The sequence below is a fragment of the Bradyrhizobium sp. SZCCHNRI3043 genome, assembly GCF_032377735.1.
In the GTDB taxonomy this organism is placed as follows: Bacteria; Pseudomonadota; Alphaproteobacteria; order Rhizobiales; family Xanthobacteraceae; genus Bradyrhizobium.
In genome coordinates, this window is the sequence record NZ_JAUHID010000006.1 from 230,610 (window position 1) to 256,289 (window position 25,680).

At 65.1% G+C, this 25,680-nt stretch carries 24 protein-coding genes; 14 read left to right on the top strand and 10 right to left on the bottom strand.

Going from position 1 to position 25,680, the window contains the following annotated elements; genetic code table 11:
* Window positions 1-84: 84 nt before the first annotated feature.
* The 13 genes from QX124_RS15670 to QX124_RS15730 all read left to right on the top strand — a co-directional run bounded on the left by QX124_RS15670 (window position 85) and on the right by QX124_RS15730 (window position 16,326).
* A complete protein-coding gene (locus QX124_RS15670; RefSeq protein ID WP_315797637.1) occupies window positions 85-2,055 on the top strand; it encodes an ABC transporter ATP-binding protein/permease in 1,971 nt (656 codons plus the stop codon).
* Between the two features lie 93 nt (window positions 2,056-2,148).
* A complete protein-coding gene (locus QX124_RS15675; protein WP_315739724.1) occupies window positions 2,149-2,883 on the top strand; it encodes a phosphatidylserine decarboxylase in 735 nt (244 codons plus the stop codon).
* A gap of 86 nt (window positions 2,884-2,969) precedes the next feature.
* A complete protein-coding gene (locus QX124_RS15680) occupies window positions 2,970-3,860 on the top strand; it encodes a phosphatidylcholine/phosphatidylserine synthase (protein ID WP_315739662.1) in 891 nt (296 codons plus the stop codon).
* Window positions 3,861-3,970: 110 nt separating this feature from the next.
* Window positions 3,971-4,690: an RraA family protein gene (locus QX124_RS15685; RefSeq protein WP_315739663.1), complete on the top strand. Its 720-nt coding sequence runs from the start codon at window positions 3,971-3,973 to the stop codon at window positions 4,688-4,690.
* Between the two features lie 299 nt (window positions 4,691-4,989).
* Window positions 4,990-7,179 carry a hybrid sensor histidine kinase/response regulator gene (locus QX124_RS15690; protein WP_315797638.1) on the top strand — a complete coding sequence of 730 codons (2,190 nt, stop codon included), beginning with the start codon at window positions 4,990-4,992 and terminating at the stop codon, window positions 7,177-7,179.
* On the top strand, window positions 7,176-7,538 hold the full coding sequence (locus tag QX124_RS15695) for an Hpt domain-containing protein (protein WP_315770895.1): 363 nt from the start codon (window positions 7,176-7,178) through the stop codon (window positions 7,536-7,538). Before QX124_RS15690 ends, QX124_RS15695 begins: the two co-directional genes overlap by 4 nt.
* A gap of 165 nt (window positions 7,539-7,703) precedes the next feature.
* Window positions 7,704-8,477, top strand: a complete 774-nt coding sequence (locus QX124_RS15700; protein WP_315714499.1) for a motility protein A — start codon at window positions 7,704-7,706, stop codon at window positions 8,475-8,477.
* A gap of 36 nt (window positions 8,478-8,513) precedes the next feature.
* Window positions 8,514-9,344 carry a flagellar motor protein MotB gene (locus tag QX124_RS15705; RefSeq protein ID WP_315739667.1) on the top strand — a complete coding sequence of 277 codons (831 nt, stop codon included), beginning with the start codon at window positions 8,514-8,516 and terminating at the stop codon, window positions 9,342-9,344.
* A gap of 279 nt (window positions 9,345-9,623) precedes the next feature.
* Window positions 9,624-11,522: a potassium transporter Kup gene (locus QX124_RS15710; RefSeq protein WP_315770897.1), complete on the top strand. Its 1,899-nt coding sequence runs from the start codon at window positions 9,624-9,626 to the stop codon at window positions 11,520-11,522.
* Window positions 11,523-11,673: 151 nt separating this feature from the next.
* Window positions 11,674-13,596 (top strand): potassium transporter Kup, encoded by a 1,923-nt coding sequence (locus QX124_RS15715; RefSeq protein ID WP_315770898.1) that lies wholly within the window; start codon window positions 11,674-11,676, stop codon window positions 13,594-13,596.
* 108 nt (window positions 13,597-13,704) lie between these two features.
* Window positions 13,705-14,034: a rhodanese-like domain-containing protein gene (locus tag QX124_RS15720; RefSeq protein WP_315739670.1), complete on the top strand. Its 330-nt coding sequence runs from the start codon at window positions 13,705-13,707 to the stop codon at window positions 14,032-14,034.
* Between the two features lie 9 nt (window positions 14,035-14,043).
* Window positions 14,044-15,207: an aminotransferase gene (locus tag QX124_RS15725; RefSeq protein ID WP_315797639.1), complete on the top strand. Its 1,164-nt coding sequence runs from the start codon at window positions 14,044-14,046 to the stop codon at window positions 15,205-15,207.
* Between the two features lie 12 nt (window positions 15,208-15,219).
* On the top strand, window positions 15,220-16,326 hold the full coding sequence (locus QX124_RS15730) for a polyamine ABC transporter substrate-binding protein (protein WP_315797640.1): 1,107 nt from the start codon (window positions 15,220-15,222) through the stop codon (window positions 16,324-16,326).
* Window positions 16,327-16,474: 148 nt separating this feature from the next.
* Here the strand turns inward: QX124_RS15730 and fabF are convergent, their stop codons facing one another.
* From fabF to QX124_RS15775, 9 genes are all read right to left on the bottom strand, one after another.
* Window positions 16,475-17,737 carry a beta-ketoacyl-ACP synthase II gene (fabF, locus tag QX124_RS15735; protein ID WP_315797641.1) on the bottom strand — a complete coding sequence of 421 codons (1,263 nt, stop codon included), beginning with the start codon at window positions 17,735-17,737 and terminating at the stop codon, window positions 16,475-16,477.
* Window positions 17,738-17,750: 13 nt separating this feature from the next.
* On the bottom strand, window positions 17,751-18,266 hold the full coding sequence (locus QX124_RS15740) for a helix-turn-helix domain-containing protein (protein WP_315739674.1): 516 nt from the start codon (window positions 18,264-18,266) through the stop codon (window positions 17,751-17,753).
* A gap of 485 nt (window positions 18,267-18,751) precedes the next feature.
* The gene (locus tag QX124_RS15745; protein WP_315797642.1) at window positions 18,752-19,129 is read right to left on the bottom strand and encodes a VOC family protein; all 378 of its coding nucleotides are present in this window, start codon (window positions 19,127-19,129) and stop codon (window positions 18,752-18,754) included.
* A 159-nt stretch (window positions 19,130-19,288) separates the two neighbouring features.
* Complete coding sequence (locus QX124_RS15750) at window positions 19,289-20,221, bottom strand: lipid A biosynthesis lauroyl acyltransferase (protein ID WP_315797643.1); 933 nt, start codon at window positions 20,219-20,221, stop codon at window positions 19,289-19,291.
* Window positions 20,222-20,237: 16 nt separating this feature from the next.
* Window positions 20,238-21,512, bottom strand: coding sequence for a beta-ketoacyl-ACP synthase (locus tag QX124_RS15755; RefSeq protein ID WP_409997704.1), 1,275 nt, complete (start codon window positions 21,510-21,512; stop codon window positions 20,238-20,240).
* A 37-nt stretch (window positions 21,513-21,549) separates the two neighbouring features.
* A complete protein-coding gene (locus QX124_RS15760) occupies window positions 21,550-22,755 on the bottom strand; it encodes a beta-ketoacyl-ACP synthase (protein ID WP_315797644.1) in 1,206 nt (401 codons plus the stop codon).
* Window positions 22,752-23,222, bottom strand: coding sequence for a 3-hydroxyacyl-ACP dehydratase FabZ family protein (locus QX124_RS15765; RefSeq protein WP_315739678.1), 471 nt, complete (start codon window positions 23,220-23,222; stop codon window positions 22,752-22,754). The genes QX124_RS15760 and QX124_RS15765 overlap by 4 nt, the downstream gene beginning before the upstream one ends.
* Before the next feature lie 9 nt (window positions 23,223-23,231).
* Window positions 23,232-23,513, bottom strand: a complete 282-nt coding sequence (locus QX124_RS15770) for an acyl carrier protein (protein WP_006609130.1) — start codon at window positions 23,511-23,513, stop codon at window positions 23,232-23,234.
* A gap of 217 nt (window positions 23,514-23,730) precedes the next feature.
* Complete coding sequence (locus tag QX124_RS15775; protein WP_315739679.1) at window positions 23,731-24,081, bottom strand: hypothetical protein; 351 nt, start codon at window positions 24,079-24,081, stop codon at window positions 23,731-23,733.
* A gap of 239 nt (window positions 24,082-24,320) precedes the next feature.
* Between QX124_RS15775 and QX124_RS15780 the strand changes: the two genes are divergently transcribed.
* Window positions 24,321-24,947: a ParB-like protein gene (locus QX124_RS15780; protein ID WP_315739680.1), complete on the top strand. Its 627-nt coding sequence runs from the start codon at window positions 24,321-24,323 to the stop codon at window positions 24,945-24,947.
* Window positions 24,948-24,952: 5 nt separating this feature from the next.
* Here QX124_RS15780 and QX124_RS15785 read toward each other — a convergent pair whose 3' ends face one another.
* A complete protein-coding gene (locus tag QX124_RS15785) occupies window positions 24,953-25,537 on the bottom strand; it encodes a peroxidase-related enzyme (protein WP_315797645.1) in 585 nt (194 codons plus the stop codon).
* Between the last annotated feature and the right edge of the window lie 143 nt (window positions 25,538-25,680).

The following is a 25,680-nucleotide window of genomic DNA, read 5'->3' on the forward strand; positions in this document are numbered from 1 at the left end:
GTGCATCCGGCGCCCGGACACTCTATATGACCAGCAACGCCGGCATCACAACATGCCGAGACACTCGCTGTTCCAGAACATTCGATGCCGCCCGATTCCTCCTCCGAACCAGCCGCCAGCCAGCCATCGTCCCTCGAGCAGGGAACGCTGGCCGGCACGCTGCGCCATTTGTGGCCCTTCATCTGGCCGAGCGATCGCGCCGACCTGAAGATGCGCGTGCTATGGTCGGTGGTGCTGCTGATTGTGGCGAAGGTCGCGACGCTGGTCCTGCCCTTCACCTTCAAATGGGCGACCGACGCGCTGACCGGCGCCAACACCGCGCCGATTGCGCCCGCCAACTGGGCGTTCTGGCTGGTGGCCTCGCCGCTCGTCATGACGGCAAGCTACGGCGGGATGCGCGTCCTGATGGCGGTGCTGACGCAGTGGCGAGATGGTATTTTTGCCCGCGTCGCCATGCATGCGGTGCGCAAGCTCGCGACCATCACCTTCGTCCACATGCACGAATTGTCGCTGCGTTTTCACCTGGAGCGCAAGACCGGCGGCCTGACCCGCGTGCTCGAGCGCGGCCGCAACGCGATCGAGACCATCGTGCGCATGGTGATCCTGCAGCTGATCCCGACCATCGTCGAGGTCTCGCTGCTGACGGCGGTGCTGCTCTGGCAGTTCGACTGGCGCTACGTGCTGGTCACGCTCACCATGGTCGCAGCCTATCTCTATTACACCTACATCGCGACCGAATGGCGCATCGAGATCCGGCGCCGTATGAACGACTCGGACACCGACGCCAACACCAAGGCGATCGACTCGCTGCTCAACTACGAGACAGTGAAGTATTTCGGCGCCGAGGCACGCGAGGCCGAGCGCTATGACCGTTCCATGGAGCGCTACGAGCGCGCCAGCGTGAAGACCTATACCTCGCTCGCAGTGCTCAACGCCGGGCAGGCCGTGATTTTCACGATCGGGCTGACGGTGGCGATGCTGATGTGCGCCCAGGGCGTGCGCCAGGGCCGCAACACGGTCGGCGACTTCGTCATGATCAACAGCATGATGATCCAGCTCTACCAGCCGCTGAACTTCATGGGCATGGTCTACCGCGAGATCAAGCAGGCGATCATCGACATCGAGAAGATGTTCGGCGTGCTCACGCGCGATGCCGAGGTGAAGGATTCACCCGGGGCGACGCCTTTGGTGGTGACCTCCGGCCATGTCCGCTTCGAGGACGTCCGCTTCGCCTATGAGCCGGAGCGGCCGATCCTGCAGGGCCTGAGCTTCGAGGTGCCGGCCGGCAAGACGGTCGCGATCGTGGGTCCGTCAGGTGCCGGCAAGTCGACCATCTCGCGGCTGCTGTTTCGCCTCTACGACGTCTCCGGCGGCCGCATCCTGATCGATGGGCAGGATATCCGCGACGTCACCCAGGTGTCGCTGCGCGCCCAGATCGGCATGGTGCCGCAGGACACCGTGCTGTTCAACGACACCATCCGCTACAACATCCGCTACGGACGCTGGGATGCCGACGACGCCGCGGTCGAGGAGGCGGCCCGCCTCGCGCAGATCGACGGTCTGATCCGGATGGCGCCGAAGGGGTACGAGACGCAGGTGGGCGAGCGCGGCCTCAAGCTCTCCGGTGGGGAGAAGCAGCGCGTTGCGATTGCCCGCACCATCCTGAAGGGGCCGCCGATCCTCGTGCTGGACGAGGCGACCTCGGCGCTGGACAGCCATACCGAGCACGAGATCCAGGAGGCGCTCGATGGCGTGTCGCGCAATCGCACCTCGCTCGTGATCGCGCATCGGCTTTCGACCATCGTGGCGGCCGACGAGATCATCGTGCTCGACCGGGGGCGAATTGCCGAGCGTGGCACCCATGCCGAGCTGCTGGGCAAAGGCGGGCTGTATGCCGGCATGTGGAACCGGCAGCGCGAGGCCGAGGAGGCGCGCGAAAAACTGGCGCAGATCGGCGACGATGCGGCGGCGCCGAACCGCAATCCGCCGGATCGGAGCGAGCCGGACGCGGTCGGGCCCGAACGGACCGGCCAGGTGGCGAGTGCCGCCGAATGATGCCGCGGACCGCCCTGATCTGAACTCAAGAATGCATTAAGGATTCATTTTGACCTTCGCCGGCCATCGACCTAGTCAAGGCGGCGGTCCGCTCTGAGGTCAGAGCGACAACACTCAACGAAGCAGGCCATGTCGATCAGCAATTCCATCCGCGCTCAGATCCCGCCGATCCACCCGGAAGGCTATCCCTTCATCGGGGGATTTGCCCTCGTCAGCCTGATCCTGTTCTGGATATTCACCCCGCTCGGCTGGATCGGCACGCTGCTCACCGTCTGGTGTGCGCTGTTCTTTCGCGACCCGATCCGGGTCACGCCGCAGCGGGAAGGGCTGGTGGTGGCGCCGGCCGACGGGCGCATCTCCATGATCACGCGCGCCCTGCCGCCGGCCGAGCTCGGCCTCGGCGACCGGCCGCTGCTGCGGGTCTCGATCTTCATGAGCGTGTTCAACGTGCATGTGAACCGCAGCCCGGTGGCCGGCCGGATCGAGAAGATCTCCTACCGTCCGGGGGCCTTCATCAACGCCGAGCTCGACAAGGCGAGCGAGGACAACGAGCGCAACTCGCTCGCGATCTCGACGCCGCATGGCCGCATCGGCGTGGTCCAGATCGCCGGCCTCGTGGCGCGCCGGATCGTGTCGTTCGTGCGCGAGGGGCAGACCATCGGGGCTGGCGAGCGCTTCGGCCTGATCCGCTTCGGCTCGCGGCTCGACGTCTATCTGCCTGACGGCACGGAAGTTCTGGTCTCGGAGGGGCAGACGGCCATTGCCGGCGAGACGATCCTGGCCGATTTCGACGTGCCCGTGCCTGGCCTGACCTTCCGGAGCCAGTGAACCGTCGTCGGCCGATGATGACTCATTAAAGGTCCTTGAGGCACCTTCCGACACAAGGTTTCGACCAACCCACACGTGGTGTGATCATGAGCTTCGATCCGAACTCTCCCGAACTGCGCCGGCGCCGTTTCCGCCCGATCCCGGTGCGGCTGCTGGTGCCGAACATGATCACCCTGTTGGCGATCTGCGCCGGCCTGACCGCAATCCGGCTGTCGACCGAGGGGCGGATGGAGCTCGCCGTCGGCGCCATCGTCTTCGCTGCCTTCCTGGACGGCATCGACGGCCGCATCGCCCGCATGATCAAGGGCCAGTCGAAGTTCGGCGCCGAGCTCGACAGCCTGGCCGATTTCGTCAATTTCGGCGTGGCGCCGGGCCTGATCCTGTATTTCTGGCAGCTCCATGAGCTGCGCGACGGCGGCTGGATCGCCGCCATGATGTACGCCATCAGCGGCGGCCTGCGGCTGGCGCGCTTCAATGCCAGCATTGACGATCCCAATAAGCCGCCCTTCGCCGCCAATTTCTTCACCGGCGTGCCGGCCCCGCTTGGCGCCATCACGGTGCTGCTGCCGGTCTATCTGGCGTTCCTGGATCTGCCGAGACCGCCGGCGCTGGTGACGGCTTTCTACACGCTGCTGATCGCCTTCCTGATGGTGTCGCGGCTGCCGGTGTTCTCCGGCAAGACCACGCGGATGCGCGTCTCGCCCGAACTCGTGCTGCCAGTGTTCGCCTCGGTGGTGTTCTTCGTGGCGCTGCTGGTGGTCTATCCCTGGCACATCCTGTCGGCAGGATCGATCCTCTACATCCTGAGCCTTCCGTTCGGCTGGCGGCTGTATCGGCAGCAGGCGGCGCGGCACTCTGCGGTCCTTGGTGCCGCGGCTGCAGCGCCGCACGCTTCTTCTTCGTCCGCGACGGCTTTTGCGCCGACCGGCGCGCCAGCGGCGGAGCAGGGGCAGCGGCCGCCGGAACGGCTGCACTGAGCGCAGGGCCCCAAGACCCAGCGCGCGCTTTGCCGGCTTCGGCGCCTCAGTTATACCGGATGGCCAAGGACGGCCGCGAATGCCGTCCGCATCATCCGGAGAAATCGCCCGTGACAAGCACTGCCGCCGCGCCCCTCGCTGCTTCCGTTCTCGAGGCGCTCGCGCGCTACGATACGCCGACCATCTGCAACGCGATGGAGATCGTGGCGCCCGAACGCCGCCTGGTCGGCTACACGACCAAGCCGCTGGTGTGTCCGTTCCCCGATCTGCCGCCCATGGTCGGCTACGCGCGGACGGCGACGATCCGGTCCGTCGTCAAATCGGGATTGCCGGCGGACGAGCAGGCGAGGCGGCGCACAGACTACTACGAATATGTCGGCACCGGTCATGGTCCCCGCATCGTCGTGATCCAGGACATCGATGGTCCCGACATCGGCTACGGCGCGTTCTGGGGCGAGGTGCAGAGCAATGTCCACAAGGCGCTCGGCTGCCTCGGCGTGATCACGGATGGATCGATCCGCGACATTCCGCAATGGGCTGCCGGCTTCCAGGCTCTGGCGGGCTCGATCGGTCCGTCGCATGCATGGGTGCATGCCGAGAGCTTCGGCGGCGAGGTCCGCGTCGCCGGGATGACCGTGCGCTCGGACGATCTGATCCACTCCGATCGCCATGGTGCGATCGTCATCCCGGCCGACATCGCGGCGAAGCTTCCCGAGGCGGCCGAGCTGTGCGCGCGCCGCGAAACGCCGATCCTGGAGATCGCGCGGTCAGCGGATTTCTCGCTCGAGAAGCTCAAGGCCGCCTTGAAGCGGTCGGCGGAGATTCATTGAGCTTCGCTTCGCTCCGGTCCCAATGAGCGAGAGCCGTACCGCTCGGCGGTGTGGCCCGGCCGGTTCGGGCCTTGCGCAGGGCCGCTCGCCGAACTGCGACGCTGCAACCGCATCCGGATGACTACGGGGTGACGGCCGAGCTTCCGCCGAAAGTATCGAACGTGGTGGCGAATGACCCGCAAACAGGCCGGGATTCGCCGAAGGTTAAGCGGCCGTCGCTCGTTGAGAAGATTTTATCCATCAAGCTTTACCTGATGGCCAGCCTGTCCCGATAGGCATGTCGCCCGAGGGCGAAGGACATGCGCAGGCTGATATCGAAATCGAGGCCGTTGTTCGGGCGGCTCGACCGGACCGTCGACAAGATGGTTCGGCTGATCGGACATTTCGGCAGCGCCGCGATCGGCCTCTCGGCGATCGCCCTGGTGTGGGCCGGCATCTTCTACACGATCTCCGAAGAGTATACTCGCACCGAGCAGTCGGCGCTGAAGAACGGCGCCAACCTGGCCCGCGCGTTCGAGGAGCAGATCATCCGCTCGATCCGCGCGGCGGATCAGACCTTGCTCTACGTCCGCGACTCCTATGCCAGGGATCCGCACAACTTCGACATGTCGCTATGGTCGAAGAACAGCCAGTTCCTGTCCGACTTCTCGTTTCAGGTCGTCGTGATCGGAAAGGACGGCATCATGCTGTCCAGCAACATCGATCCAAAGATGCGCGGCCTCGACCTGCGCGACCGCGAGCACTTCCGCGTCCATGCCGACGGCAAGGATGATCTTATCTTCATCAGCAAGCCGATCTTCGGCCGCGTCTCCAACAAATGGTCGATCCAGCTGACCCGCCGCATCATCATGCCGGACGGTTCGTTCGGCGGCGTCGTCGTGGTCTCGCTCGATCCCGAATATCTGTCGAGCTTCTATAATTCGGTCGATCTCGGCAAGAAGGGCAATGTCACGCTCCTCGGTCTCGACGGCATCGTGCGCGCACGGGCCTCGGCCGGCCCGGGGGGCGTGGGATCCTCGCTCGCCGGCAGCCCGGTGATGAGCGCCATTCAGCACAGAAGCAGCGGCTTCTACACCTTCAAGAGTCTGATCGACGGCGTCACGCGCATCTACTCGTTCCAGCGCATCAAGGATCTGCCGCTGGTGGTCATCGTCGGTCAGGCCTCCGAGGAGATCTTCAGCGCCTTCAAGCTCAACCGCGATCGTGATCTGCTGGTCGGGGCGTTGCTGACGGTGGTCATCGGCATCATCACGATCCTGATTGCGCGCTATCAGGCGGGGCTTGCCGCCTCACGCGACGCCGCCGAAGCCGGCACGCGGGCGCGCTCCGAATTCCTGGCGATGATGAGCCATGAGATCCGCACGCCGATGAACGGCGTCATCGGCCTTGCCGATCTCTTGCTGTCGGCGGACCTCGGGCCGGAGCAGCGCAAGATCGCGACGACCTTGCGCGAGTCGGCCGACTACCTGCTGCAGCTGCTCAACGACGTCCTCGACTTCTCCAAGCTCGATGCCGATCGTCTGGAGATCGAGCACATCGAGTTCGACCTGCACCGGTCGGTGACGGCGACCGCCGAACTGCTGGTGTCCCGCGCCAAGGAAAAGGGTCTGCAGCTGACCACCTCGATCGCACCGGAAGTGCCGAGCTACGTGGTCGGCGATCCCGCGCGATTGCGCCAGGTGCTGTTCAACCTGGTCGGCAATGCGCTCAAATTCACCGAATCGGGCGGCGTCCATGTCGATGTCCGTGCCGAGAACCTTGCCGGGCCGAACCTGACGCTGGTGTTCTCGGTGGCCGATACCGGCGTCGGCATTCCCGCAGACGCCGTCAGCCGGCTGTTCAAGCAGTTCTCGCAGGTCGACAATTCCATCTCGCGCCGCTTCGGCGGCACCGGTCTGGGGCTCGCGATCTGCAAGCGCCTCGTCACCTGCATGGGCGGCGACATCAAGGTGCAGAGCAAGGTGGGCGTGGGCAGCACCTTCACCTTCTCGATCCAGGTCCAGCCGCAGCCGGACGTCGAGCAGGTGAGCGCGCCCGAAGCGACCATCGCGCCGGTCGGCGAGGTGATCGCCGAGGAACGTCCGGCCAGCGTCGAGCCACTGAAGATTCTCGTTGCCGAGGACAATCTGACCAATCAGTTCGTCGTCAAGAAGCTCCTGGACAAGCTCGGTCACCGCTACGACATCGTCGAGAACGGAACGCAGGCGATCGCGGCCGTGCAGAGGCAGAGCTACGATCTCGTGCTGATGGACATGATGATGCCCGAGATGGACGGGCTCACGGCGACGCGGATGATCCGCTCGCTGCCGCCGCCCGCCCAGGACATCTACGTTATTGCCCTGACGGCCAACGCCACCAACCAGGATCATCTGGCGTGCACGGAGGCCGGCATGAACGACTTCGTGACCAAGCCGGTCACGCGCGATCGACTGAATGCCGCTCTGCTTCGCGCGGTCGCTGCTACACACAAGGAAAGGCTCTTCGCATGACCGACTTGGTGCAATTCGACGAATCCGTCTATCAGACCCTGGTCTCCGAGCTCGGCGAGGAGGATGCGCTGGAAGTCCTGCGCACGTTCCTCGACGATACCTCGGGAAAGTTCGGCACGCTTGCCGCCAAGTTCGAGGATCGCCTCGAACTGAGGCGCGAGGCGCATTCGATCAAGAGTTCGTCGGCGACGTTCGGTTTTTCGGCGCTGTCGCGCCTGTCGCGCGAACTCGAGGTCGGATCGTCGACGATGGAGCCGGCGCAGATGCTGGAGATGATCCACAAGATGCAGCGATCATTCGATCAGTCAGCCGTCTTCGCCGCGGCTAACCTGCTCAAGTCCGGAGCGTCAGCCGCTTGAGCGAGGTCGGCGTGGTCTGCGGCGCTGCTGTTTACCTTTCATTATGCCTACCGAATTCAGTAACTCGTCCTTAATGGCGGACATTTAGGGTCGTGACACGCGGTCCAGAAGCACCGCGTCGGTCCGGCAGGGTCCGTGGTTTGCGTACGCGGGTGGAGTTGACTCATGGATATTATGACGAGTGCGGGGCTCGTGGCTGGCGTGATCGTCATCGCGACGATGATGCTGCTGGGCGGCGATCTCGAGATGTTCGTCAGCGAGCACGCCGCAATCATCATCTTCGGCGGTTCGATCGCAGCCACCATGATTCGCTTCCCGCTGGGCGTCATGCTGCACGGCGTTCCGCTTGGAATGAAGTACGCTTTCACCATGAGCCGCCTGTCGGCCCGCGAGCTCGTCGACGAGCTCGCCCGCATTGCCGAGATCGCGCGCAAGCAGGGCCCGGTCGGCCTGGAAAAGGTCGAGACCGACGAGCCGTTCCTCGCCAAGGGAATCCGCTACGTGGCCGACGGCTACGATCTCGAATTCATCCGCGACAATCTCGAGCGCGACCGCGACAATTTCCTGATGCACCTGGACGAAGGCAGCAAGATCTATCGCGCCATCGGCGACTGCGCCCCGGCGTTCGGCATGGTCGGCACGCTGATCGGCATGGTGCAGATGTTCGCCAACATGACCGACCCCTCGAAGCTCGGCCCGTTCATGGCGACCGCGCTGCTCGCGACCCTGTACGGCGCGTTGGTGTCGAACCTGATCTGTCTGCCGATCGCCGACAAGCTGCATGGCAAGCTGCTGGACGAGGAAACCAACCGGACGCTGATCATCGACGGAATCCTGATGATCCGTGACTCCAAGAGCCCGGCCCTGGTCCGCGAAATGCTCCTGGCCTATCTGCCCGAGAAGCATCGCCACGCCGAAGGCGAGCCCGTGCCGGCCTGATCGGCTGCGGCGGGGCGATCCGGGGTGGGGTAGGCAATGGCAAAGAAGAAGAGGGGCGATGCGCATGGCGGCGGTCACGGCTGGTTCGTGACCTTTGCCGACCTGATGGGACTTCTGGTCAGCTTCTTCGTGATGCTGGTCGCGTTCTCCACCATGGACAACAACAAGCTGAAAGTCGTCGCAGGCTCGATGCGCGACGCCTTCGGCGTGCAGTCCGAGTCGCGCTATTCGGGCATCGTGGAATCCGACGGCCTGCCGACCCGGCCGAAGCTCAAGAACGCCGCCCACATCTCGCCGGAGGAGACCGCGCGCGAGCCGAGCCCCGAGCAGGAGGAGCGCCAGCATACCAATGGCGCCAAGCTGAAGATCGATCGCCAGTTCGCGCTGGCGTCCGCCTCGCTGCGTCAGGCGCTGCAGGACATGCCGGAGATGACCGAGATCTCCAAGCACATCATGTTCGAAGAGACCAAGCAGGGGCTCAACTTGGAGATCGTCGACCAGGACGGGCGTTCGATGTTCGCGGATGGCTCGAAGGTGCCCTTCGACCGCACGCGACGACTGATCGAGAAGCTGGCCGCGCCGCTGAAGGCGACGCCGCTTCGGGTCCAGATCACCGGGCACACGGCCGCCGGCTTCGTTCCCGCCCGCAGCGATTATGGCGGTTTCGACCTGTCGGCGGATCGCGCCAACGCGGTGCGGCAGATCCTGGAGCGGGAAGGGCTGCCGGCGAGCCACATCTACGCGGTCTCCGGCAAGGCGGACACCCAGCCGCTGTTCCCGGACGACCCCTCGCTGGCCGCCAACCGCCGCGTGACGATCACCTTGATGCGGGAAGACCCGCCATTGCCGCCCGATCTGAAGCCCTAGCCGGGACGCTTCGCTTCCCGCATCATATTGCCGCATGGCGGCTTGCGAACGGCAACGAAGAGCATCGGCAGGCACTTGATTCGCCCGAGGCAGATCCGACATCTGCCTCAGGATGCTTGGGCTAAAGGCGCCTGCCGCGATGCGGCATGCGACATCGGCGTCAGCCGTGCCGTTTGGTTGCGGCCTGGGAACATCGGTCTGTTTACGGTAGAGGCTTGACCTGCGAACGGTCTGCGTTCACACGCGCCGGGCCAGACAGGAAGATGCGTTCCAAGCAACATGACGGCCAGCGCGACATCGACCGAAGGACAGGACACCGCGAGCACGTCGGGGTTCTGGGGACTGACGCTTGGCAGCATCGGCGTGGTGTTCGGCGACATCGGCACCTCGCCCCTCTACGCCTTTCGCGAGGCTGCGCACGGCGCTGCTCAGGGACAGCCGGTGTCGCGGATCATCGTGCTCGGCGTGCTTTCCCTGATCCTCTGGTCGCTGTTCATCGTGGTGACGGCCAAATACGTGCTGCTGCTGCTCCGTGCCGATAACAATGGCGAGGGCGGAACGCTGTCGCTGATGGCGCTGGGACAGCGCGCCCTGGGCCGGCGCAGCCTGTTCCTGATGTCACTGGGCGTGATTGGCGCGTCGATGTTCATCGGCGATTCGATGATCACGCCGGCGATCTCGGTGTTGTCCGCGGTCGAGGGCCTCAAGCTCGCGGCGCCCGCGCTCGAGCACTACGTCGTGCCGCTGACCGTGTTCATCCTGGTCGTGCTGTTCGCGGTCCAGAGCAAGGGGACGGCGCGCGTCGCCTCCGCCTTCGGCCCGGTCATGATCACATGGTTCACCAGCCTCGCCGTGATGGGAATCGTCCACATCAGCGACGACCCCTCCGTGCTTGCGGCCATCAATCCCTATTACGCGGTGCAGTTCCTGCTCTCGCATGGCACGATCGGCCTGATCACCCTGGGCGCGGTGTTCCTCGCGGTCACCGGCGGCGAGGCGCTCTATGCGGATCTCGGTCATTTCGGCCGCAGGCCGATCCAGTCGGCTTGGCTGTTCTTCGTGCTACCGGCGCTGCTGATCAACTATTTCGGGCAGGGCGCCCTGGTGCTGTCCGATCCCGCCGCGATCGAGAATTCGTTCTACCGGATGGTGCCTGAACTGTTGCTGCTGCCGCTGGTGGTGCTGGCGACCGCCGCGACCGTCATCGCGAGCCAGGCCGTGATCACCGGTGCCTATTCGCTGGTCGGCCAGGCGGTCCAGCTCGGCCTGCTGCCGCGTTTCGAGGTCCGCTATACGTCCGAGAGCCATGCCGGCCAGATCTATCTGCCGCGCGTCAACCGGTTGCTGCTGATCGGCGTGCTGCTACTGGTTCTGCTGTTCCGGACCTCGAGCAATCTGGCCTCCGCCTACGGCATCGCGGTGTCCACCACCATGGTGGCCGACGGCATCATGGGCTTCGTGGTGATCTGGAAGCTGTGGAACTTGCGTGCGGCCGTGGCGGCGGCCGTGATCGCTCCCTTCGTCATCGTCGACATGACCTTCTTCAGCGCCAATCTGCTGAAGCTCCTCGAAGGAGCCTGGGTTCCGCTGCTGTTCGGTGCGGCGATGGTCGTGACGATCTGGACTTGGCGGCGTGGCTCGGCGATTTTGGTGCTCAAGACGCGCAAGATCGAGGTTCCGCTGGACGACCTGATCACCAGCCTGGAGAAGAGGCCTCCTCACATCGTCAAGGGCACGGCGGTGTTTCTCACCAGCGATCCGACCTCCGTGCCGACGGCCCTGTTGCACAATCTCAAGCACAACAAGGTGCTGCACGAGCACAATGTGATCCTGACCATCGAGACCGCGCAGACGCCGCGGGTCGATGTGTCGGAGCGCGTGCGCATGGAGAAGATCAGCGAGAAGTTTTCCAAGGTGCGGCTGCGCTTCGGGTTCATGGAATCCCCGAACGTGCCGCGCGCGCTGGCGGTGGCGCGCAAGCTCGGCTGGCAGTTCGACATCATGTCGACGTCGTTCTTCGTCTCGCGCCGCTCGTTGAAGCCATCGTCCCAATCGGGCATGCCGACCTGGCAGGACCATCTCTTCATTGGCCTGAGCCGGTCGGCCAATGACGCTACGGACTACTTCCAGATTCCGACGGGCCGGGTCGTCGAGGTGGGTACCCAGGTAACGATTTAATCGATTGATCTTCCCTGGCGGCTCATGCATGCTTAATTGCATGGCTGAAGCGCATTCTCTTCAGGTCCATAGCAGCGCTCTGCCGCTATAAGCCGCGCGCTCTGCCGCGTTGTGCAGTGAAGCATTAACGAGTCCTCGAGGGGGCTACCCCATGACAGTCGACGTCGCAGCTACGCCCGCGGAAGCGCCGGCGACCAACGGGCATGGCAACGCCCATTCCACGGCCAGCTTCGCGGCGCTGACACTGGGAAGCATCGGTGTCGTCTATGGCGACATCGGCACCAGCCCGCTCTACGCGCTGCGTGAAGCGGTCATGGCTGCGAGCAGCGGCGGCGAACCTGCGCCTCACGCCGTGATGGGGGTGATCTCGCTCATCCTGTGGGCTCTCATCGTCGTCGTAACCCTCAAATACGTCGTGATCCTGCTGCGCGCCGACAACCACGGCGAGGGCGGAACGCTGGCGCTGATGGCGCTCGCCCAGCGCGCGGTCACGCGCGGCGCCAGCGTCATCGTTCTGCTCGGCATCATCTCGGGCGCGCTGTTCTATGGCGATGCGGTGATCACGCCGGCCCTGTCCGTGCTGTCGGCGATCGAGGGCATCAAGCTGGTGACGGCGGCGTTCGATCCCTACGTCGTGCCGCTCACGGTCATCATCCTGGTCATGCTGTTCGCGGTCCAGGTGCGCGGCACGGCCAAGGTGGCAGCGTTCTTCGGCCCGATCATGCTGATCTGGTTCGTGGTGATCGGGATCGCGGCGCTGCCGCCGATCCTGCACCATCCGGAGGTGCTGTGGGCGATCAATCCGCTGTATGCCGTGTCGTTCATGCTGCATCACGGCATCATTGGCTTCATCACGCTCGGCGCCGTCTTCCTGGCCGTGACCGGCGCCGAGGCGCTGTATGCCGACCTCGGCCATTTCGGCAAACGTCCGATCCAGACCGCCTGGCTGTTCATCGTGCTGCCGTCGCTGGCGCTCAATTATCTGGGGCAGGGGGCGCTGGTGATCGCCGATGCCAAGGCGATCGAGAATCCGTTCTTCCTGATGTTTCCGGACTGGGCGCTGATCCCGATGGTCGGGCTGGCCACCGCCGCGACCGTGATCGCGAGCCAAGCCGTCATCACCGGCGCCTATTCGCTGACGCGGCAGGCGATCCAGCTCGGCCTGCTGCCGCGCTTCGAGATCCGCCACACCTCCGAGGCGCATTCGGGTCAGATCTACATTCCGCGCATCAACAAGCTGCTGCTGATCTCGGTCATGCTGCTGGTGCTGATGTTCAAGTCGTCCAGCGCACTCGCCTCAGCCTACGGCATCTCGGTCACCGGCACCATGGTCGTCACCGCGATGATGGGCTTCGTCGTGATCTGGAAGGTCTGGCGCTGGTCGCCGTTCGCGGCGGCCGCGCTGATCGCGCCGTTCCTGTTCCTGGACCTGACCTTCCTGGCGGCGAACCTCCTGAAGGTGCTTGAAGGCGGCTGGGTGCCGCTGGCGCTGGGCGGCTTCGTGATGACGCTGATGTACACGTGGCGGCGCGGCAGCCGGCTCTTGTTCGACAAGTCGCGCAAGCTCGAATTCCCGCTCGCCGATCTCGTTGCGATGCTCGAGAAACGTCCGCCGCAGCGGGTGGCGGGAACGGCCGTGTTCCTGACCAGCGATCCCTTGAGCGCGCCGACCGCGCTGATGCACAGCCTCAAGCACTACAAGGTGCTGCACGAGAAGAACGTGATCCTGACCATCGAGACCGCGCCGACGCCGCGCATCGATCCGTCCGAACGTGTTCGCCTCGAGCAGATCAGTCCGACTTTCTCCAAGGTGACGTTGCGCTTCGGCTTCATGGAATCGCCCAACGTGCCCCGCGCGCTGGCGATCGCGCGCAAGCTCGGCTGGCAGTTCGACATCATGTCGACCTCGTTCTTCCTGTCGCGCCGTGCGCTGAAGCCGGCTGCGCATTCGGGCATGCCGCGCTGGCAGGATCACCTGTTCATCTCGATGAGCCGCTCCGCCAATGACGCGACCGACTATTTTCAGATCCCGAGCGGACGGGTGGTGGAGGTCGGCACCCAGGTCACGATCTGAGCTCTGGACCCGCCGCGCCAGTGTGCCGAAGCGCTTGATTTTCGTAGCGTCTAGGGTGAGTTTGGCGGCCGGATCAGGGTCGGTACGGCCCTGCTGAAGGCTTGGAGGATGGGCGTGGCTGTTGTGCACGATTTGACCCCGCAGGACGTGGCCCAGGGGATCGCGGAAGGGCGAATTCTTCTGGTTGACGTGCGAGAGCCGAACGAAGTTGCTGCGGAAGCCTATCCCCACGGCGTCGTCGTTCCGCTGTCGGGCTTCGACCCGAAGCTGATCCCGGATCCCCAAGGCAAGGATGTCGTGTTCGCCTGCCGCTCCGGCAAGCGCTCGGTGACGGCCTCGCTGGCGGCGCAGGCCGCCGGTCTGCCCTACGACAAGCATCTCCAGGGGGGCATGCTCGGCTGGAAGGCGGCCGGCCTGCCGACCAGGACCGGCGGCTGACAGGCGATCATGATCTCGCAGAACAAGGTCTTCGCCGACCTGCCCGTCACCATTTTCGAGCAGATGTCGCAGCTCGCGCGCGACAACAACGCGATCAATCTGGGGCAGGGCTTTCCCGACGATCCGGGCCCGGAGGATATCCGCCGCGCGGCGGCCGACGCCGTCCTCCACGGCTACAACCAGTATCCGTCGATGATGGGCCTGCCCGAGTTGCGCCAGGCCATCGCGGCCCACTACCGGCACTGGCACAAGCTCGATCTCGACCCGATGAGCGAGGTCATGGTCACCTCCGGCGGCACCGAGGCGCTGACGTCGGCGATCCTGTCGGTGGTGGAGCCGGGCGACGAGGTGATCTGCTTCCAGCCGGTCTATGATTCATACTTGCCGATCATCCGCCAGGCCGGCGGCATTCCGCGCCTCGTCCGGCTCGAGCCGCCGCATTGGCGGCTGTCGGAGGAGATGCTGCGGCAGGCGTTCTCGCCAAAGACCAAGGCGGTGCTGTTCAACAACCCGCTCAACCCGGCCGCCGTGGTCTATCCGCGCGAGGACCTCGAGCTGTTGGCGCGCTTCTGCCAGGAGTTCGATGCGGTCGCGATCTGCGACGAGGTCTGGGAGCACGTGGTGTTCGACGGCCGCGCGCACATTCCGCTGATCACCATTCCCGGCATGCGCGACCGCACCATCAAGGTCGGCTCGGCAGGAAAGATCTTCTCGTTGACGGGCTGGAAGATCGGATTCGTCTGCGCCGCGCCGCATCTGTTGCGCGTCGCCGCCAAGGTGCATCAATTCCTGACCTTCACGACCGCGCCGAACCTGCAGGTCGCGGTCGCCTACGGGCTCGGCAAGTCGGACGACTATTTCGTCAATATGCGCAGCGAGCTCGCGCGCAGCCGCGACCGGCTCACGGCCGGTCTCGAAAGCCTGGGCTTTCCCGTGCTGAAGGCGCAGGGGACCTACTTCCTGACCGTCGACCTTTCGCCGCTCGGCCTCAACGAGACCGACGAGCAGTTCTGCCGGCGCATCGTCCACGACTACAAGGTGGCGGCCATCCCGGTGTCGGCGTTCTACGAGACGGATGCCGTGACGTCCGTCGTGCGGTTCTGCTTCGCCAAGAAGGACGCAACCTTGGATACGGCGCTGGAGCGCCTTTCGGACGCCATCCACCGGCGCTAGGAGACAAGAGGGATGACGCGCGGCTGTATGGGTTCAGCTCTGGCGCTGGCTGTCGCGGCGCTGACGCTCACGGTGCCGGCGGGGCGCGCCGAGGAGCGCGTCGTCAACTTCTACAACTGGTCGAACTACATGGCGCCAGGTGTCCTTGACGACTTCACCAAGGAGACCGGCATCAAGGTCGTCTACGACACGTTCGACGCCAACGAGACCCTGGAGACGCGGCTGCTCGCCGGCAAATCCGGCTACGACGTCGTGGTTCCGACCGCGTATTTCCTGCAGCGCCAGATCAAGGCAAAGATCTTCCAGCCGCTCGATAAGTCGAAGCTGCCGAATCTCGCCAACGCGTGGCCTGTCGTGACCGAGCGTCTCGCCACCTACGACCCCGGCAATCAGTTCGCCGCCAACTACATGTGGGGCACGACCGGGATCGGCTACAACGTCAAGGCGGTCGAGAAGATCCTGGGTCCCGGCGCGCGGATCGACAGCTGGGACATGGTGTTCAAGCCGGAGAACCTCGCCAAGTTCAAGGATTGCGGCGTCCACATGCTGGATTCCGCCGACGACATCTTTCCGGCGGCGCTCAACTTCCTCGGTCTCGATCCGAACTCGACCAAGCAGGCCGACCTGGAGAAGGCGGGCGACGTGGTCGGCAAGGTTGCGTCGTCTGTCCGCAAGTTTCATTCGTCGGAGTATCTGAGCGCGCTCGCCACCGGCGAGATCTGCCTGGTGGTCGGCTGGTCCGGCGACATCATGCAGGCGCGCAGCCGCGCCGAGGAGGCCAAGAACGGCATCGAGATCGGCTACGCCATCCCGACGGAGGGCGCGCAGATGTTCTTCGACAATTTTGCGATTCCCGCCGACGCCCCGCACGTGGCTGAGGCGTATGCGCTGATCAACTACCTCTACCGCCCTGAGATCGCCGCCAAGAACTCGGACTTCCTGTCCTATGCCAATGGCAACCTGGCCAGCCAGAAGCTGATCGACCCGAAGATCCTCGGCGACAAGAACATCTATCCGGACGAGGCGATGCTGAAGAAGCTGTTCGTCATCACCGCCCGCGATCCGGCCACGCAGCGGACCATCAACCGGTTGTGGACCAAGGTGAAGACGGGGCGGTGACGCGACACCTGGTGTCCGAGACGATTGTCTCTGGATGACAACATCGCGCAACAGTCAGTAGCATGGCGAAGCGTAAAGGATGGCTCGAGCCCGTAGGCGCGTGGGCGCGTACGGGCTCGTCGATGCGGTTGAACCTGACTCGAAAGGGTCACGACCAGCGCTGGAAAACGATGCTGGCGTTGACTCCGCCGAAGCCAAAGCCGTTCGAGATCGCACGGTCCATTCTCATTGATCTCGGTTCACCGCGGACCAGGTCCACACTGTCGGCCGCGGCGTCGGGCGTGGTGATATTGCGGGTCGGCGGCGCGATCTGATCGCGCAGAGCCAGAACGGTGAAGATCGATTCAAGCCCACCGGCTGCTCCGAGCAGATGGCCGGTCGATGATTTTGTCGCGCTCACGGCAATGCGCCTGTCGCACCCGAACACCGCCTTGATCGCTTCGAGCTCGCTGCGATCGCCCGATGGCGTGGAGGTCGAGTGAGCGTTCAGATGCTGCACGTCGCCCGGTTCGAGCCCGGCCTGTCGCAGCGCAGCCTCCATTGCGCGACGCGCGCCTTCGCCGTCCTCGGGCCCGGACGTGATGTGAAAGGCGTCGCTGGTTGTGCCATAGCCAACGATCTCGGCAATTGGCGACGCCCCGCGTGCAAGCGCATGCTCCAACTCCTCGATCACCAGGACGCCGGCGCCTTCCCCCATGACGAAGCCGTCGCGGTCTCGATCGAACGGCCGGGACGCGCGGTCCGGCGTGTCATTGAAGCGGGTCGATAGCGCCCGAGCCGCGGCGAAACCTCCCAAGCTGACGAGGTCGATGCAGGCCTCCGTGCCGCCACACACCGCAATGTCAGCTTCGCCCGATCGGATCAGGCGTGCTCCATCGCCGATCGCCTGTACGCCCGCTGCGCATGCGGTAACCGGCGTTCCTACGGGCCCCTTGAAGCCAAACCGGATGCTGACATGACCCGCTGCGAGATTGGGCAGGAATGATGGTACTGTGAAAGGCGACAGCCGTTGCACGCCTCGCTGCTCGGTGGTCCTGACCGCCTCGACGATAGCCGGAAAACCGCCGATGCCGGACGCGATGATCGTGGCGGTTCGTCCGGCCGCGTGTGCATCAGCGGGCGCCCATCCGGCCTGGGCGATCGCCTCGGCGGCAGCCGCCAAGGCGAAAATGATGAACCGGTCCATCCTGCGCTGGTCCTTTGGCGATGCGGCAAGGTCGGCATCGAAGCCACCCTCGGCATCCTCGCTCTTGCTGGGCACGATCCCGGCGACTTTGGCCGGCAAGGCTGCAGCCCATTCGGGTAGCGCGCGGAGTCCCGACCGGCCGGACAGCAGACGCGCCCACGCAAGTTCAACGCCGCATCCCAAAGGGGACACGACACCCAATCCCGTCACGACAATCCGACGCATGCTGCTCTCCTAGCTAGTCTGGCGAGGAAGACGTCTCCGGGCGCATTGCTCGGATCGAGGCGAGACGCTTGCGCATGCCTGCGCTTGCTCGCGGACCAGGGAGAAGCACCGCGTTCGTCGGCGTGATCGGCGTCTTGCTGCAGGCATCCACCACGACCGGATCGAACGTGCGTGCGCTGTTGCGATCAGCCATGACAATCGATTTGCCCTCGGGGGCGAGGTGCCTGTTTCCCCACGCGAACATCGCCACCACGACCGGGAAGAAGTCTTGGCCCTTGGGGGTGAGAACATATTCGTATCGGGGCGGGTGTTCGTTATAGAGCCGCCGTTCGAACATGCCCGTATCGGTGAGATGCGCGAGGCGACGCGACAGGATGTTGGACGCGATACCCAGGCTGTCCTGAAATTCGTCGAAGCGAGTGAGTCCCTGGAACGCGTCGCGCAAGATCAGAATGCTCCACCACTCGCCGACGCACTCGACCGCCCGTGCGGCGGGACATTCCGCAGATTTGAATTTCTTCGGCTGCATACCGCCACCATGCCCGAGTAACTTGCTAATTGCAAGTCACAGGCCAGAGCCGTGCCCGCACGCTGGTGCCGGGCGCTTCACACGCGCGACCATGACGGTCGGACAGCGCGGCTGGTCGCTCCCGGCGACTGAGGGGGTCGTCTGCAGGAGGGGTGGACGGCACTTCAGCGAGCTGGCGGCGTCTCGCGCGAGTGATGCGCCGCTTTGATGGCGTCGGCGCGGCCAGACGACCGCGTAGCCGTCACCGGCCGCGCCGAGATCCATTTAGATCAGCGTTTGGAATGACGGGGGTCGTCGAGCTTGATCGAGGTTTGGACGAAAGCCCTCTTGGCGGTCCGCTGTCGCGCGGCGTCCATCTTTTGCGCTGACTGGTGCGCGACCTGACCAGGCCCAACGGGCGTGTCCCAGTCGATCGTCAGCTCCGCGCCTTCATCGACCGGGATCGCCCGGCAATGGGCGATCCCCGCCGTTGGCAACCTCTCGGATCACCCCAACCGATGCATGGCGCAGAGCTTGTTGCCGTCGAGGTCGCGCAAGTAGGCGAGGTAAAGCTTGCCCGTCGAACCTTCGCGGATGCCGGGCGGATTTTCGCAGGTGGTGCCGCCGGCTTCCAGGCCCGCTGCATGCCACGCGTCAGCCTGTTCGGGCGAGCTGCAGGCAAAGCCGATGGTGCCGCCATTGGCAGGGGTCGCGGGCTGGCCGTTGATCGGCTTTGACACCGAGAAGATGCCGGTCGGTGTGATGTAGAAGATGCGGTGGCCGTCGACCTTGGCGGGGCGCACGCCCAGCGTCCCCAGCAGCTTGTCGTAGAAGGCCTTGGCCTTGTCGAGGTCGTTGGTGCCGATCATCACATGCGAAAACATTCGCGCTTATCCTCCCTGGAGCTTCCGAACAGCTGTCGGATAGGTGGCCAAGGTAGCGGCCGTTGGTGCAAGAGGTAAGGGTTTTGTTCGGATGAGCCGATCGACGGAATGGGATGCTGCGGACCGGCTTCCTCGTGGTGGAATTTGGTGCGGCGCCGACTACCGCCAGCGCCGGTGCAACCAAAGCCACTGCTCCGGATATTCGCGGATCCAGCCCTCGACGACGTCGGTGACCGCCTGCGTCGTGCCCTGGATGTCGATCTGACCGTCGGCCGTCCGCACCGGCTTCACTTCCTCCGACACTTCGGCGCGGAAGCGATTGCCGGGAAGGCGGATGATGCGGACGCCGTGCACGGGGCATTCGACCTGGCGTAACAGGCGAGCCAGCATCGGATTGGCGCGGGTCTTGCGGCCGAAGAAGGTGACCTCGACGCCACCGGTCAGATACTGATCGACCAGCATGGCAACGTGCTGGCCGTTCTTGAGCGCCTGTGCCAGCCGCAGCGGCGCGTCGCGGCCGGCCGGGACCAGTGTGCCCATCTTGACCTGCCGAATCTCCTGGATGATGCGGTCGGCGGCGGCGATGTTGGGTCGGCGATATAGGATCGCCGTATCGAGCTTATGGGCGACCGCCGCCAGCGCCGGCATCTCCCAATTGGCGAGATGGCTGGCAAAGATCAGGGCCGGCTTGCCGTCGAGACGGAGCTGATGAAACAGCTCATGGGTGCGCGGCGACAGCTCGATCCGGCTGAGCTCGGGATGCGCCTCGTCGTAATCCCAGATCTTGTCGAGATGGGCGAACTCGGCGCCGACGCGGCCGAGATTGTCCCACACGCCGGCGAGGATCTTCTCGATCTCCGCGGGCGATTTCTCCGGGAAGGCCGCGGTGAGATTGTCGCGACCGATGCGCTGCTCGCGCAGGCGTGGCCCGATCATCTGCGCGAGGCGCGCGAAGCGGTCGGCCGTCTTCTGCGGGTCGAAATAGCGCGTGGTCCTGAGCATGCCGACCGTCAGCGCGCCGACGGCGGAAGCCCCGGCCGACTTCACGGCTCGGCGGATCACGAGCTTGGTCCGGAGTGGCAGGAGACTCATCGATAGCAGCGGCGGATCAGGCCGGTTCGCGCGTCAGGATCAGCGAGGCGTTCTGGCCGCCGAAGCCGAACGAATTCGACATCACGGTGGTGACCCGCGCGTCGCGGGCCTTGTTGCCGACCACGTCGAACAGGATCGCGGGATCCGGAATGTCGTAGTTGATGGTCGGCGGAATCCGCTGATGCTCGAGCGTCTGCAGCGAGAAGATCGCCTCGACCGCGCCGGCTGCCGAGATCGTATGCCCGACCATCGACTTGTTCGACGACACCGGGATCTTGCCGGTGTGCTCGCCGAACACGGCGGAGACGCCGACATATTCCATCTTGTCGTTCTCGGGCGTGGCGGTGCCGTGGGCGTTGATGTGGTCGATCTGCTCCGGCGCCATGCCGGCGTCGGCCAGCGCCTTGCGGATGCAGCCGATGATCGGCTTGCCGTCCGGCGAGGAGCGGGTGCGGTGGAAGGAGTCGGTCAGCTCGCCGCAGCCGGCGACGACGCCGAGGATCTTGGCGCCGCGCGCGACCGCCGCATCATAGCTCTCCAGCACCAGCGCCCCGGCGCCCTCGGCCATCACGAAGCCGTCGCGGTTCTTCGAGAACGGCTTCGAGGCGCCTTGCGGTGGGTCGTTCTGGGTCGACAGCGCCGACAGCAGCGAGAAGCGCACGAGCCCTTCCGGATTGACCGAGCCTTCGGTGGCGGCGCATAGCGCGACGTCGGTCTCACCGCGCCGGATCGCCTCGACGCCGAGCTGGATCGCGGTCGCGCCGGAGGCGCAGGCGGTCGACAGCGAGATCGGCGAGCCCTTGGTGCCGAATGTGTCGGACAGCGAATCCGCCACCGAGCCGAACAGGAAGCGGTGGTGATAGTTGACGAACTTGCCGCCGCCGCAGACCTTCAGTAGGTCGTCATAGGTGAACTGGGTGCCGCCGACCTCGTGCGCGAGCTCGAGCCGCTGCGGCCATTCGATCTCGACCGGGGCGACGGCGAGAAACAGCGGCCCCGGGAAGTCGCCCTTGGAGCCGATCCCGGCCTGCGCGATGGCTTCCTCAACGGCCATGTGGCCCAGCCGTTCGGACAGACCCGTCGACGTGAACGGGGCCACGGGAACGAAGTCGACCGTGCCGGCCATCGTCGTCTTCAGGCCGTCGATCGGGAAGCGCGTGATGGTGCGGATGCCGGACTCGCCCGCAACGAGCTTGTTCCAATTGTCCGACTTGCCGGCCCCGAGCGAGGTGACGATCCCCATCCCGGTCACGACCACGATGGGACGTCCAAACTTGTCGCGTACACTCATGATGTCCCCCGTCGTGAATCGATCGGCCGAGCCGCGTTCACTTGACTGCTTCGACCAAGGCCATGCCTTCGCCGCGGTAATGGCCGGCGCCGACCACTACGATCTGGGTCGGAGCCTCCTTCATGTCCGCCTCGACGCCCGAGGAGTCGCCCGGTGCGAACAGGGCACCGCGCGAGATCGACAGCGCCGCCAGCGCGAGATCGAGCGCGAAATGCGCCTCCATCGTGTGGCCGAAGCGGGTGCCGCTCGAGCGCACGGCGTAGGATTTGTGATGGTCGAGGAACGCGCGTTCCTCCGACGTCACGGGCTCGGCACCGGTCGCGCCGGTGATGATCGCGCCCGGCGCGTCATGCACGTCCAGCGCCGACCAAAGACGGTCGAGCGTCCCGGTGACGGCACCTGCCTCCTTGCGGCGGGCGCGGTCGGCGACGACCTTGCTGAGCCGCGCCAGCGGCTTGGCGCCGCGGGCCTCGGCATGCGGCTTGGATTCCAGCACCAGGAACGCGCCGGCCGATCCGAGCGCGAAGCCCGGATGGTCCTTGCGGGACCAGACCGGCTTGAACTCGTTCTTCAGATTGTAGTCGCCGAACTCGTACAGCACGAGCAGATCCTTGCGCTCGCCATTGTGCGAGCCGCCGACCAGCGCGATGTCGCTCTGGCCGCCGGCGATGCGGGCCAGCGCGATCTTGAAGGCGTCGACGCCCGCAACCTCCTCGCCCATGAAGGTGCGCGAGGTGCCGCAGACGCCGTGCGAGATCGCGATGTTGCCGGCGAGCAGGTTGGACAACTGCGCCAGGAACAGGGTCGGGCGCAGGTCGTTCATCAGCCGGTCGTTCAGGAAGCCGGGCGTGCAATTGCCCTGGGCTTCCGCGTTGAGGATCGCGATGTCGACGGAGATGTCGCGCTCGCCGCCGCCCGCGGCCACGATCATGTCCATCCGGGACAGGATGTCCTTGTTGCCCTTGAGGCCGGCGGAATCCAGCGCCAGCCCGGCGGCATAGGTGCCGATGCGCTGCCACGCCTCCATCTGGCGCTGCTCCTTCTTGGGGATCTGCGCTTCCAGATTCACCTTGGCCCAGGGATGCACGATGTAGGGCGCGAAACCCCGCTCGTCGATATTGATCTGGCCGGAGTTGAGGGCGTCCCAGTTCGCATCGAGTCCCTCGCCAAGCGAGGTCGCAAGACCGATACCGGTGATCCAGACTTCGACGGGATTGGAGGTCACGGCTGTCGTCTCACTCATCGCTGCAGGACCTGTTGCGGAAAGCCGACGCGCTCGGCGACGGCGTCCATGTGTCCGCGCAGCTCCGGATTGGGGAAGGGGACGTGGCTGAAAGTGATCGTCGCGTTCGAGCGCAGCTTGCCGCCGACCTTCACGCGCGCTTCGGTCACGGCGTAGCCGGAGCCCTCGTGCAGCACGTTGGCCTCGACGGTCAGCACCTCGCCCGGCGACACGAAGCCGCGCATCTTGGCTTCCTTCACGGCGGCGAGGAACGGCATCCGCTCGAACTTCATCAGCGCGAGCAGCAGCCAGCCGGACGTCTGGGCCATGGACTCGATCAAGAGAACACCGGGCATGATCGGATAGCCCGGAAAGTGTCCTTCGAAGATCGTGCTCTCGGTGGGAACCTTGGCTTCGACAGTGATGGCCTTCTCGTCCAGTCGGAGGTCAAGAATGCGGTCGATGAGCAGGAAATATTCGATTTGCATGGCGGGCGCTCAGGCGCCCTTGGCGGCGACCAGCTCGTCGATGCGGGCGCACAGGTTCTTCAGCACGAAATACTGCTCGGTGCTGGCTTTGCCGTCGTTGACTTCCTGCGTCCACTTCTCGAGCGGCAGCTTGATCCCGAAGGCCTTGTCGATCGCAAACGCGATGTCGAGGAAATCGAGGCTGTCGATGCCCAGATCGTCGATGGCGTGGCTATCCGGCGTGATCGTGTCGCGCGGGATGTCGCAGGTTTCAGCGATGATCGTGGCGACCTGATCGAATGTTGAGGACATCACTAAGCCTTTGATATTTTGGAGCTAATCCGGTAGGTGGCGACGGGAGGACACCGCGCCCCCGGGGCCGTCTGATGCGAGCCCTTCTACCCCCGCCGCCCGGGAGTCGTGTGCCCGTATATCGGAGCGACGCGGTGAGTTCAATGGAGCCGGACACGGCGGTTGTGGCGGGATTGTGATGCTCCGCCGCTGGCGGCCGAGCGGCGTCCAGCAGGGATCAGGGCGTGTAGGTCTCGGTGATGATGCGGGCGCAGTCGCGCCGTCCGGTCAGCAGGCAGTCCTGGGTCTTGCGCAGGTCGGCGATGCTCATCGCCAGCCAGATGCCGATCGCGGTCAACGCGACCGTAAAGGCGATCGCCGCGATGTTGGCCAGGATGCGGTGACGGAAATCGTCGGGCTCTTCGCGCGGCTGCTCATACCGGGAGAGATCGAGTGTCGGGCGCTCGCGCCGATGCAGCTGAATCGGCGGGCTGCCGCCCTCGGTCACGCGCCGCACCGGACTGCTGCGCGGCCGGAACGGCACCACGCGATGCTCTTCCTCCGCTGCAATGGGGCGCTGGGACTTCATGCCTCGACTCCGATGGTCCTTTTTAGCACGCGGGCCCAACCTCTCACAAAGAAACTTTGCCACAATTGAGCTGCATCAGCAAAACATCTCCCTCCTCGGATCCATCCAATCGGCGCCCGCTCCGCGGGTGATTGGAACCTGCCGCGGCCGGTCCGAACGGCGTCGCAGCTACGGGCAGATGCACTGGAACGGCTCGGCAGGCGTGGCATAATGCTGATCATCCCCCGGGAGCCCAGGCCATGGCCAATACCCGCGAGCCGCTGCTTCATCCCGTGCCGATCCTGTCGCTGCGCCCGACGCAGATGACCGTCGGCATGCGCGAAGTGAAGGAGAAGCGCGAGCGCTGGCGCGAGCACAAGTCGAAGAAGAAGCAGGCCGAGCTGCTCGGCAAGCACATGATCCCGGTGGTGCTCGGTCCCGACCAGCGGCACTACGTCGTCGACCACCATCACCTCGCCCGCGCGCTCCATGACGAGGGCGTCAAGGACGTGCTGGTCACGGTGATCGGCGATCTGTCGATGGTCGATCGCGAGGCGTTCTGGGGCGTGATGGACAACAAGCGTTGGGCCTATCCTTACGACGCCAAGGGCGAGCGGCGGCATTTCAAGGACCTGCCGAAGACCGTCGCGGATATGAAGGACGATCCGTTCCGCAGCCTGGCCGGCGAGTTGCGCCGCGCCGGCGGCTTTGCCAAGGACACGACGCCGTTCAGCGAGTTCCTATGGGCCGACTTCCTGCGCCGCAAGGTCAAGCGCAAGACGGTCGAGACCCATTTCGCCGCCGCCATGGAGCACGCGCTGGCGGCCGCAAAGAGCCACGACGCCGTCTATCTGCCCGGCTGGTGCGGACCCGCGTCGGACGACTGACTGGCTCACTTCGCCTTGGGCAGCCGCCCCATCAGATAGAACTCGTCGTTGGGCCGCATGCCCGTGACATTTGCCATCCGGTTCGACAACGCGAAGAACGCCGCGATTGCGGCGATGTCCCAGATGTCGTCGTCGCTGAAACCGTGGCCGGCCAGCGCCTTGAAATCGGCGTCCCCGACCGTCTGCGCCTCCAGCGCCACCTTCATTGCGAAATCGAGCATCGCCCGCTGCCGCGGCGTGATGTCCGCTTTCCGGTAGTTGATCGCGATCTGGTCGGCGAGCAGGGGATTCTTGGCGCGGATGCGCAGGATCGCGCCGTGCGCGATCACGCAATACTGGCACTGGTTGGCGCTCGACGTCGCGACAACGATCATCTCGCGCTCGGCTTTGGTCAGCCCGCCGTCCTTCTCCATCAGCGCGTCGTGATACGCAAAGAACGCGCGGAACTCGTCCGGCCGGTGCGCGAGCGTCAGGAACACGTTGGGCACGAAGCCGCTCTTCTCCTGCACGCCGAGCAGCCGGGTGCGGATGTCGTCCGGCAGGGCGTCGATTGCGGGAACGGGAAAGCGGCTGATGGCGGGCTGGGTCATGGCAACGGGTCCGGCATGTGTGGCAGGGGGCGAACCTTAGTGGATCGCGGCGCAGGCGCAACGGTCCAGCTCAGCCCATCACCTCGCCCCGTGGCGGAATGCCCGCAACGCCTTCTCGAAGGCGTCGTCGATCGAGATTTGGG

Coding starts and splice junctions, on each gene's coding strand:
- QX124_RS15720 (WP_315739670.1), top strand. CDS start 13,705: ATGGGCGTGGCTGTTGTGCACGATTTGACCCCGCAGGACGTGGCCCAG.
- QX124_RS15690 (WP_315797638.1), top strand. CDS start 4,990: ATGCGCAGGCTGATATCGAAATCGAGGCCGTTGTTCGGGCGGCTCGAC.
- QX124_RS15755 (WP_409997704.1), bottom strand. CDS start 21,512: ATGAGTGTACGCGACAAGTTTGGACGTCCCATCGTGGTCGTGACCGGG.
- QX124_RS15760 (WP_315797644.1), bottom strand. CDS start 22,755: ATGAGTGAGACGACAGCCGTGACCTCCAATCCCGTCGAAGTCTGGATC.
- QX124_RS15765 (WP_315739678.1), bottom strand. CDS start 23,222: ATGCAAATCGAATATTTCCTGCTCATCGACCGCATTCTTGACCTCCGA.
- QX124_RS15725 (WP_315797639.1), top strand. CDS start 14,044: ATGATCTCGCAGAACAAGGTCTTCGCCGACCTGCCCGTCACCATTTTC.
- QX124_RS15750 (WP_315797643.1), bottom strand. CDS start 20,221: ATGAGTCTCCTGCCACTCCGGACCAAGCTCGTGATCCGCCGAGCCGTG.
- QX124_RS15775 (WP_315739679.1), bottom strand. CDS start 24,081: ATGAAGTCCCAGCGCCCCATTGCAGCGGAGGAAGAGCATCGCGTGGTG.
- QX124_RS15710 (WP_315770897.1), top strand. CDS start 9,624: ATGACGGCCAGCGCGACATCGACCGAAGGACAGGACACCGCGAGCACG.
- QX124_RS15785 (WP_315797645.1), bottom strand. CDS start 25,537: ATGACCCAGCCCGCCATCAGCCGCTTTCCCGTTCCCGCAATCGACGCC.
- QX124_RS15740 (WP_315739674.1), bottom strand. CDS start 18,266: ATGCAGCCGAAGAAATTCAAATCTGCGGAATGTCCCGCCGCACGGGCG.
- QX124_RS15700 (WP_315714499.1), top strand. CDS start 7,704: ATGGATATTATGACGAGTGCGGGGCTCGTGGCTGGCGTGATCGTCATC.
- fabF (WP_315797641.1), bottom strand. CDS start 17,737: ATGCGTCGGATTGTCGTGACGGGATTGGGTGTCGTGTCCCCTTTGGGA.
- QX124_RS15705 (WP_315739667.1), top strand. CDS start 8,514: ATGGCAAAGAAGAAGAGGGGCGATGCGCATGGCGGCGGTCACGGCTGG.
- QX124_RS15670 (WP_315797637.1), top strand. CDS start 85: ATGCCGCCCGATTCCTCCTCCGAACCAGCCGCCAGCCAGCCATCGTCC.
- QX124_RS15745 (WP_315797642.1), bottom strand. CDS start 19,129: ATGTTTTCGCATGTGATGATCGGCACCAACGACCTCGACAAGGCCAAG.
- QX124_RS15770 (WP_006609130.1), bottom strand. CDS start 23,513: ATGTCCTCAACATTCGATCAGGTCGCCACGATCATCGCTGAAACCTGC.
- QX124_RS15695 (WP_315770895.1), top strand. CDS start 7,176: ATGACCGACTTGGTGCAATTCGACGAATCCGTCTATCAGACCCTGGTC.
- QX124_RS15715 (WP_315770898.1), top strand. CDS start 11,674: ATGACAGTCGACGTCGCAGCTACGCCCGCGGAAGCGCCGGCGACCAAC.
- QX124_RS15730 (WP_315797640.1), top strand. CDS start 15,220: ATGACGCGCGGCTGTATGGGTTCAGCTCTGGCGCTGGCTGTCGCGGCG.
- QX124_RS15680 (WP_315739662.1), top strand. CDS start 2,970: ATGAGCTTCGATCCGAACTCTCCCGAACTGCGCCGGCGCCGTTTCCGC.
- QX124_RS15780 (WP_315739680.1), top strand. CDS start 24,321: ATGGCCAATACCCGCGAGCCGCTGCTTCATCCCGTGCCGATCCTGTCG.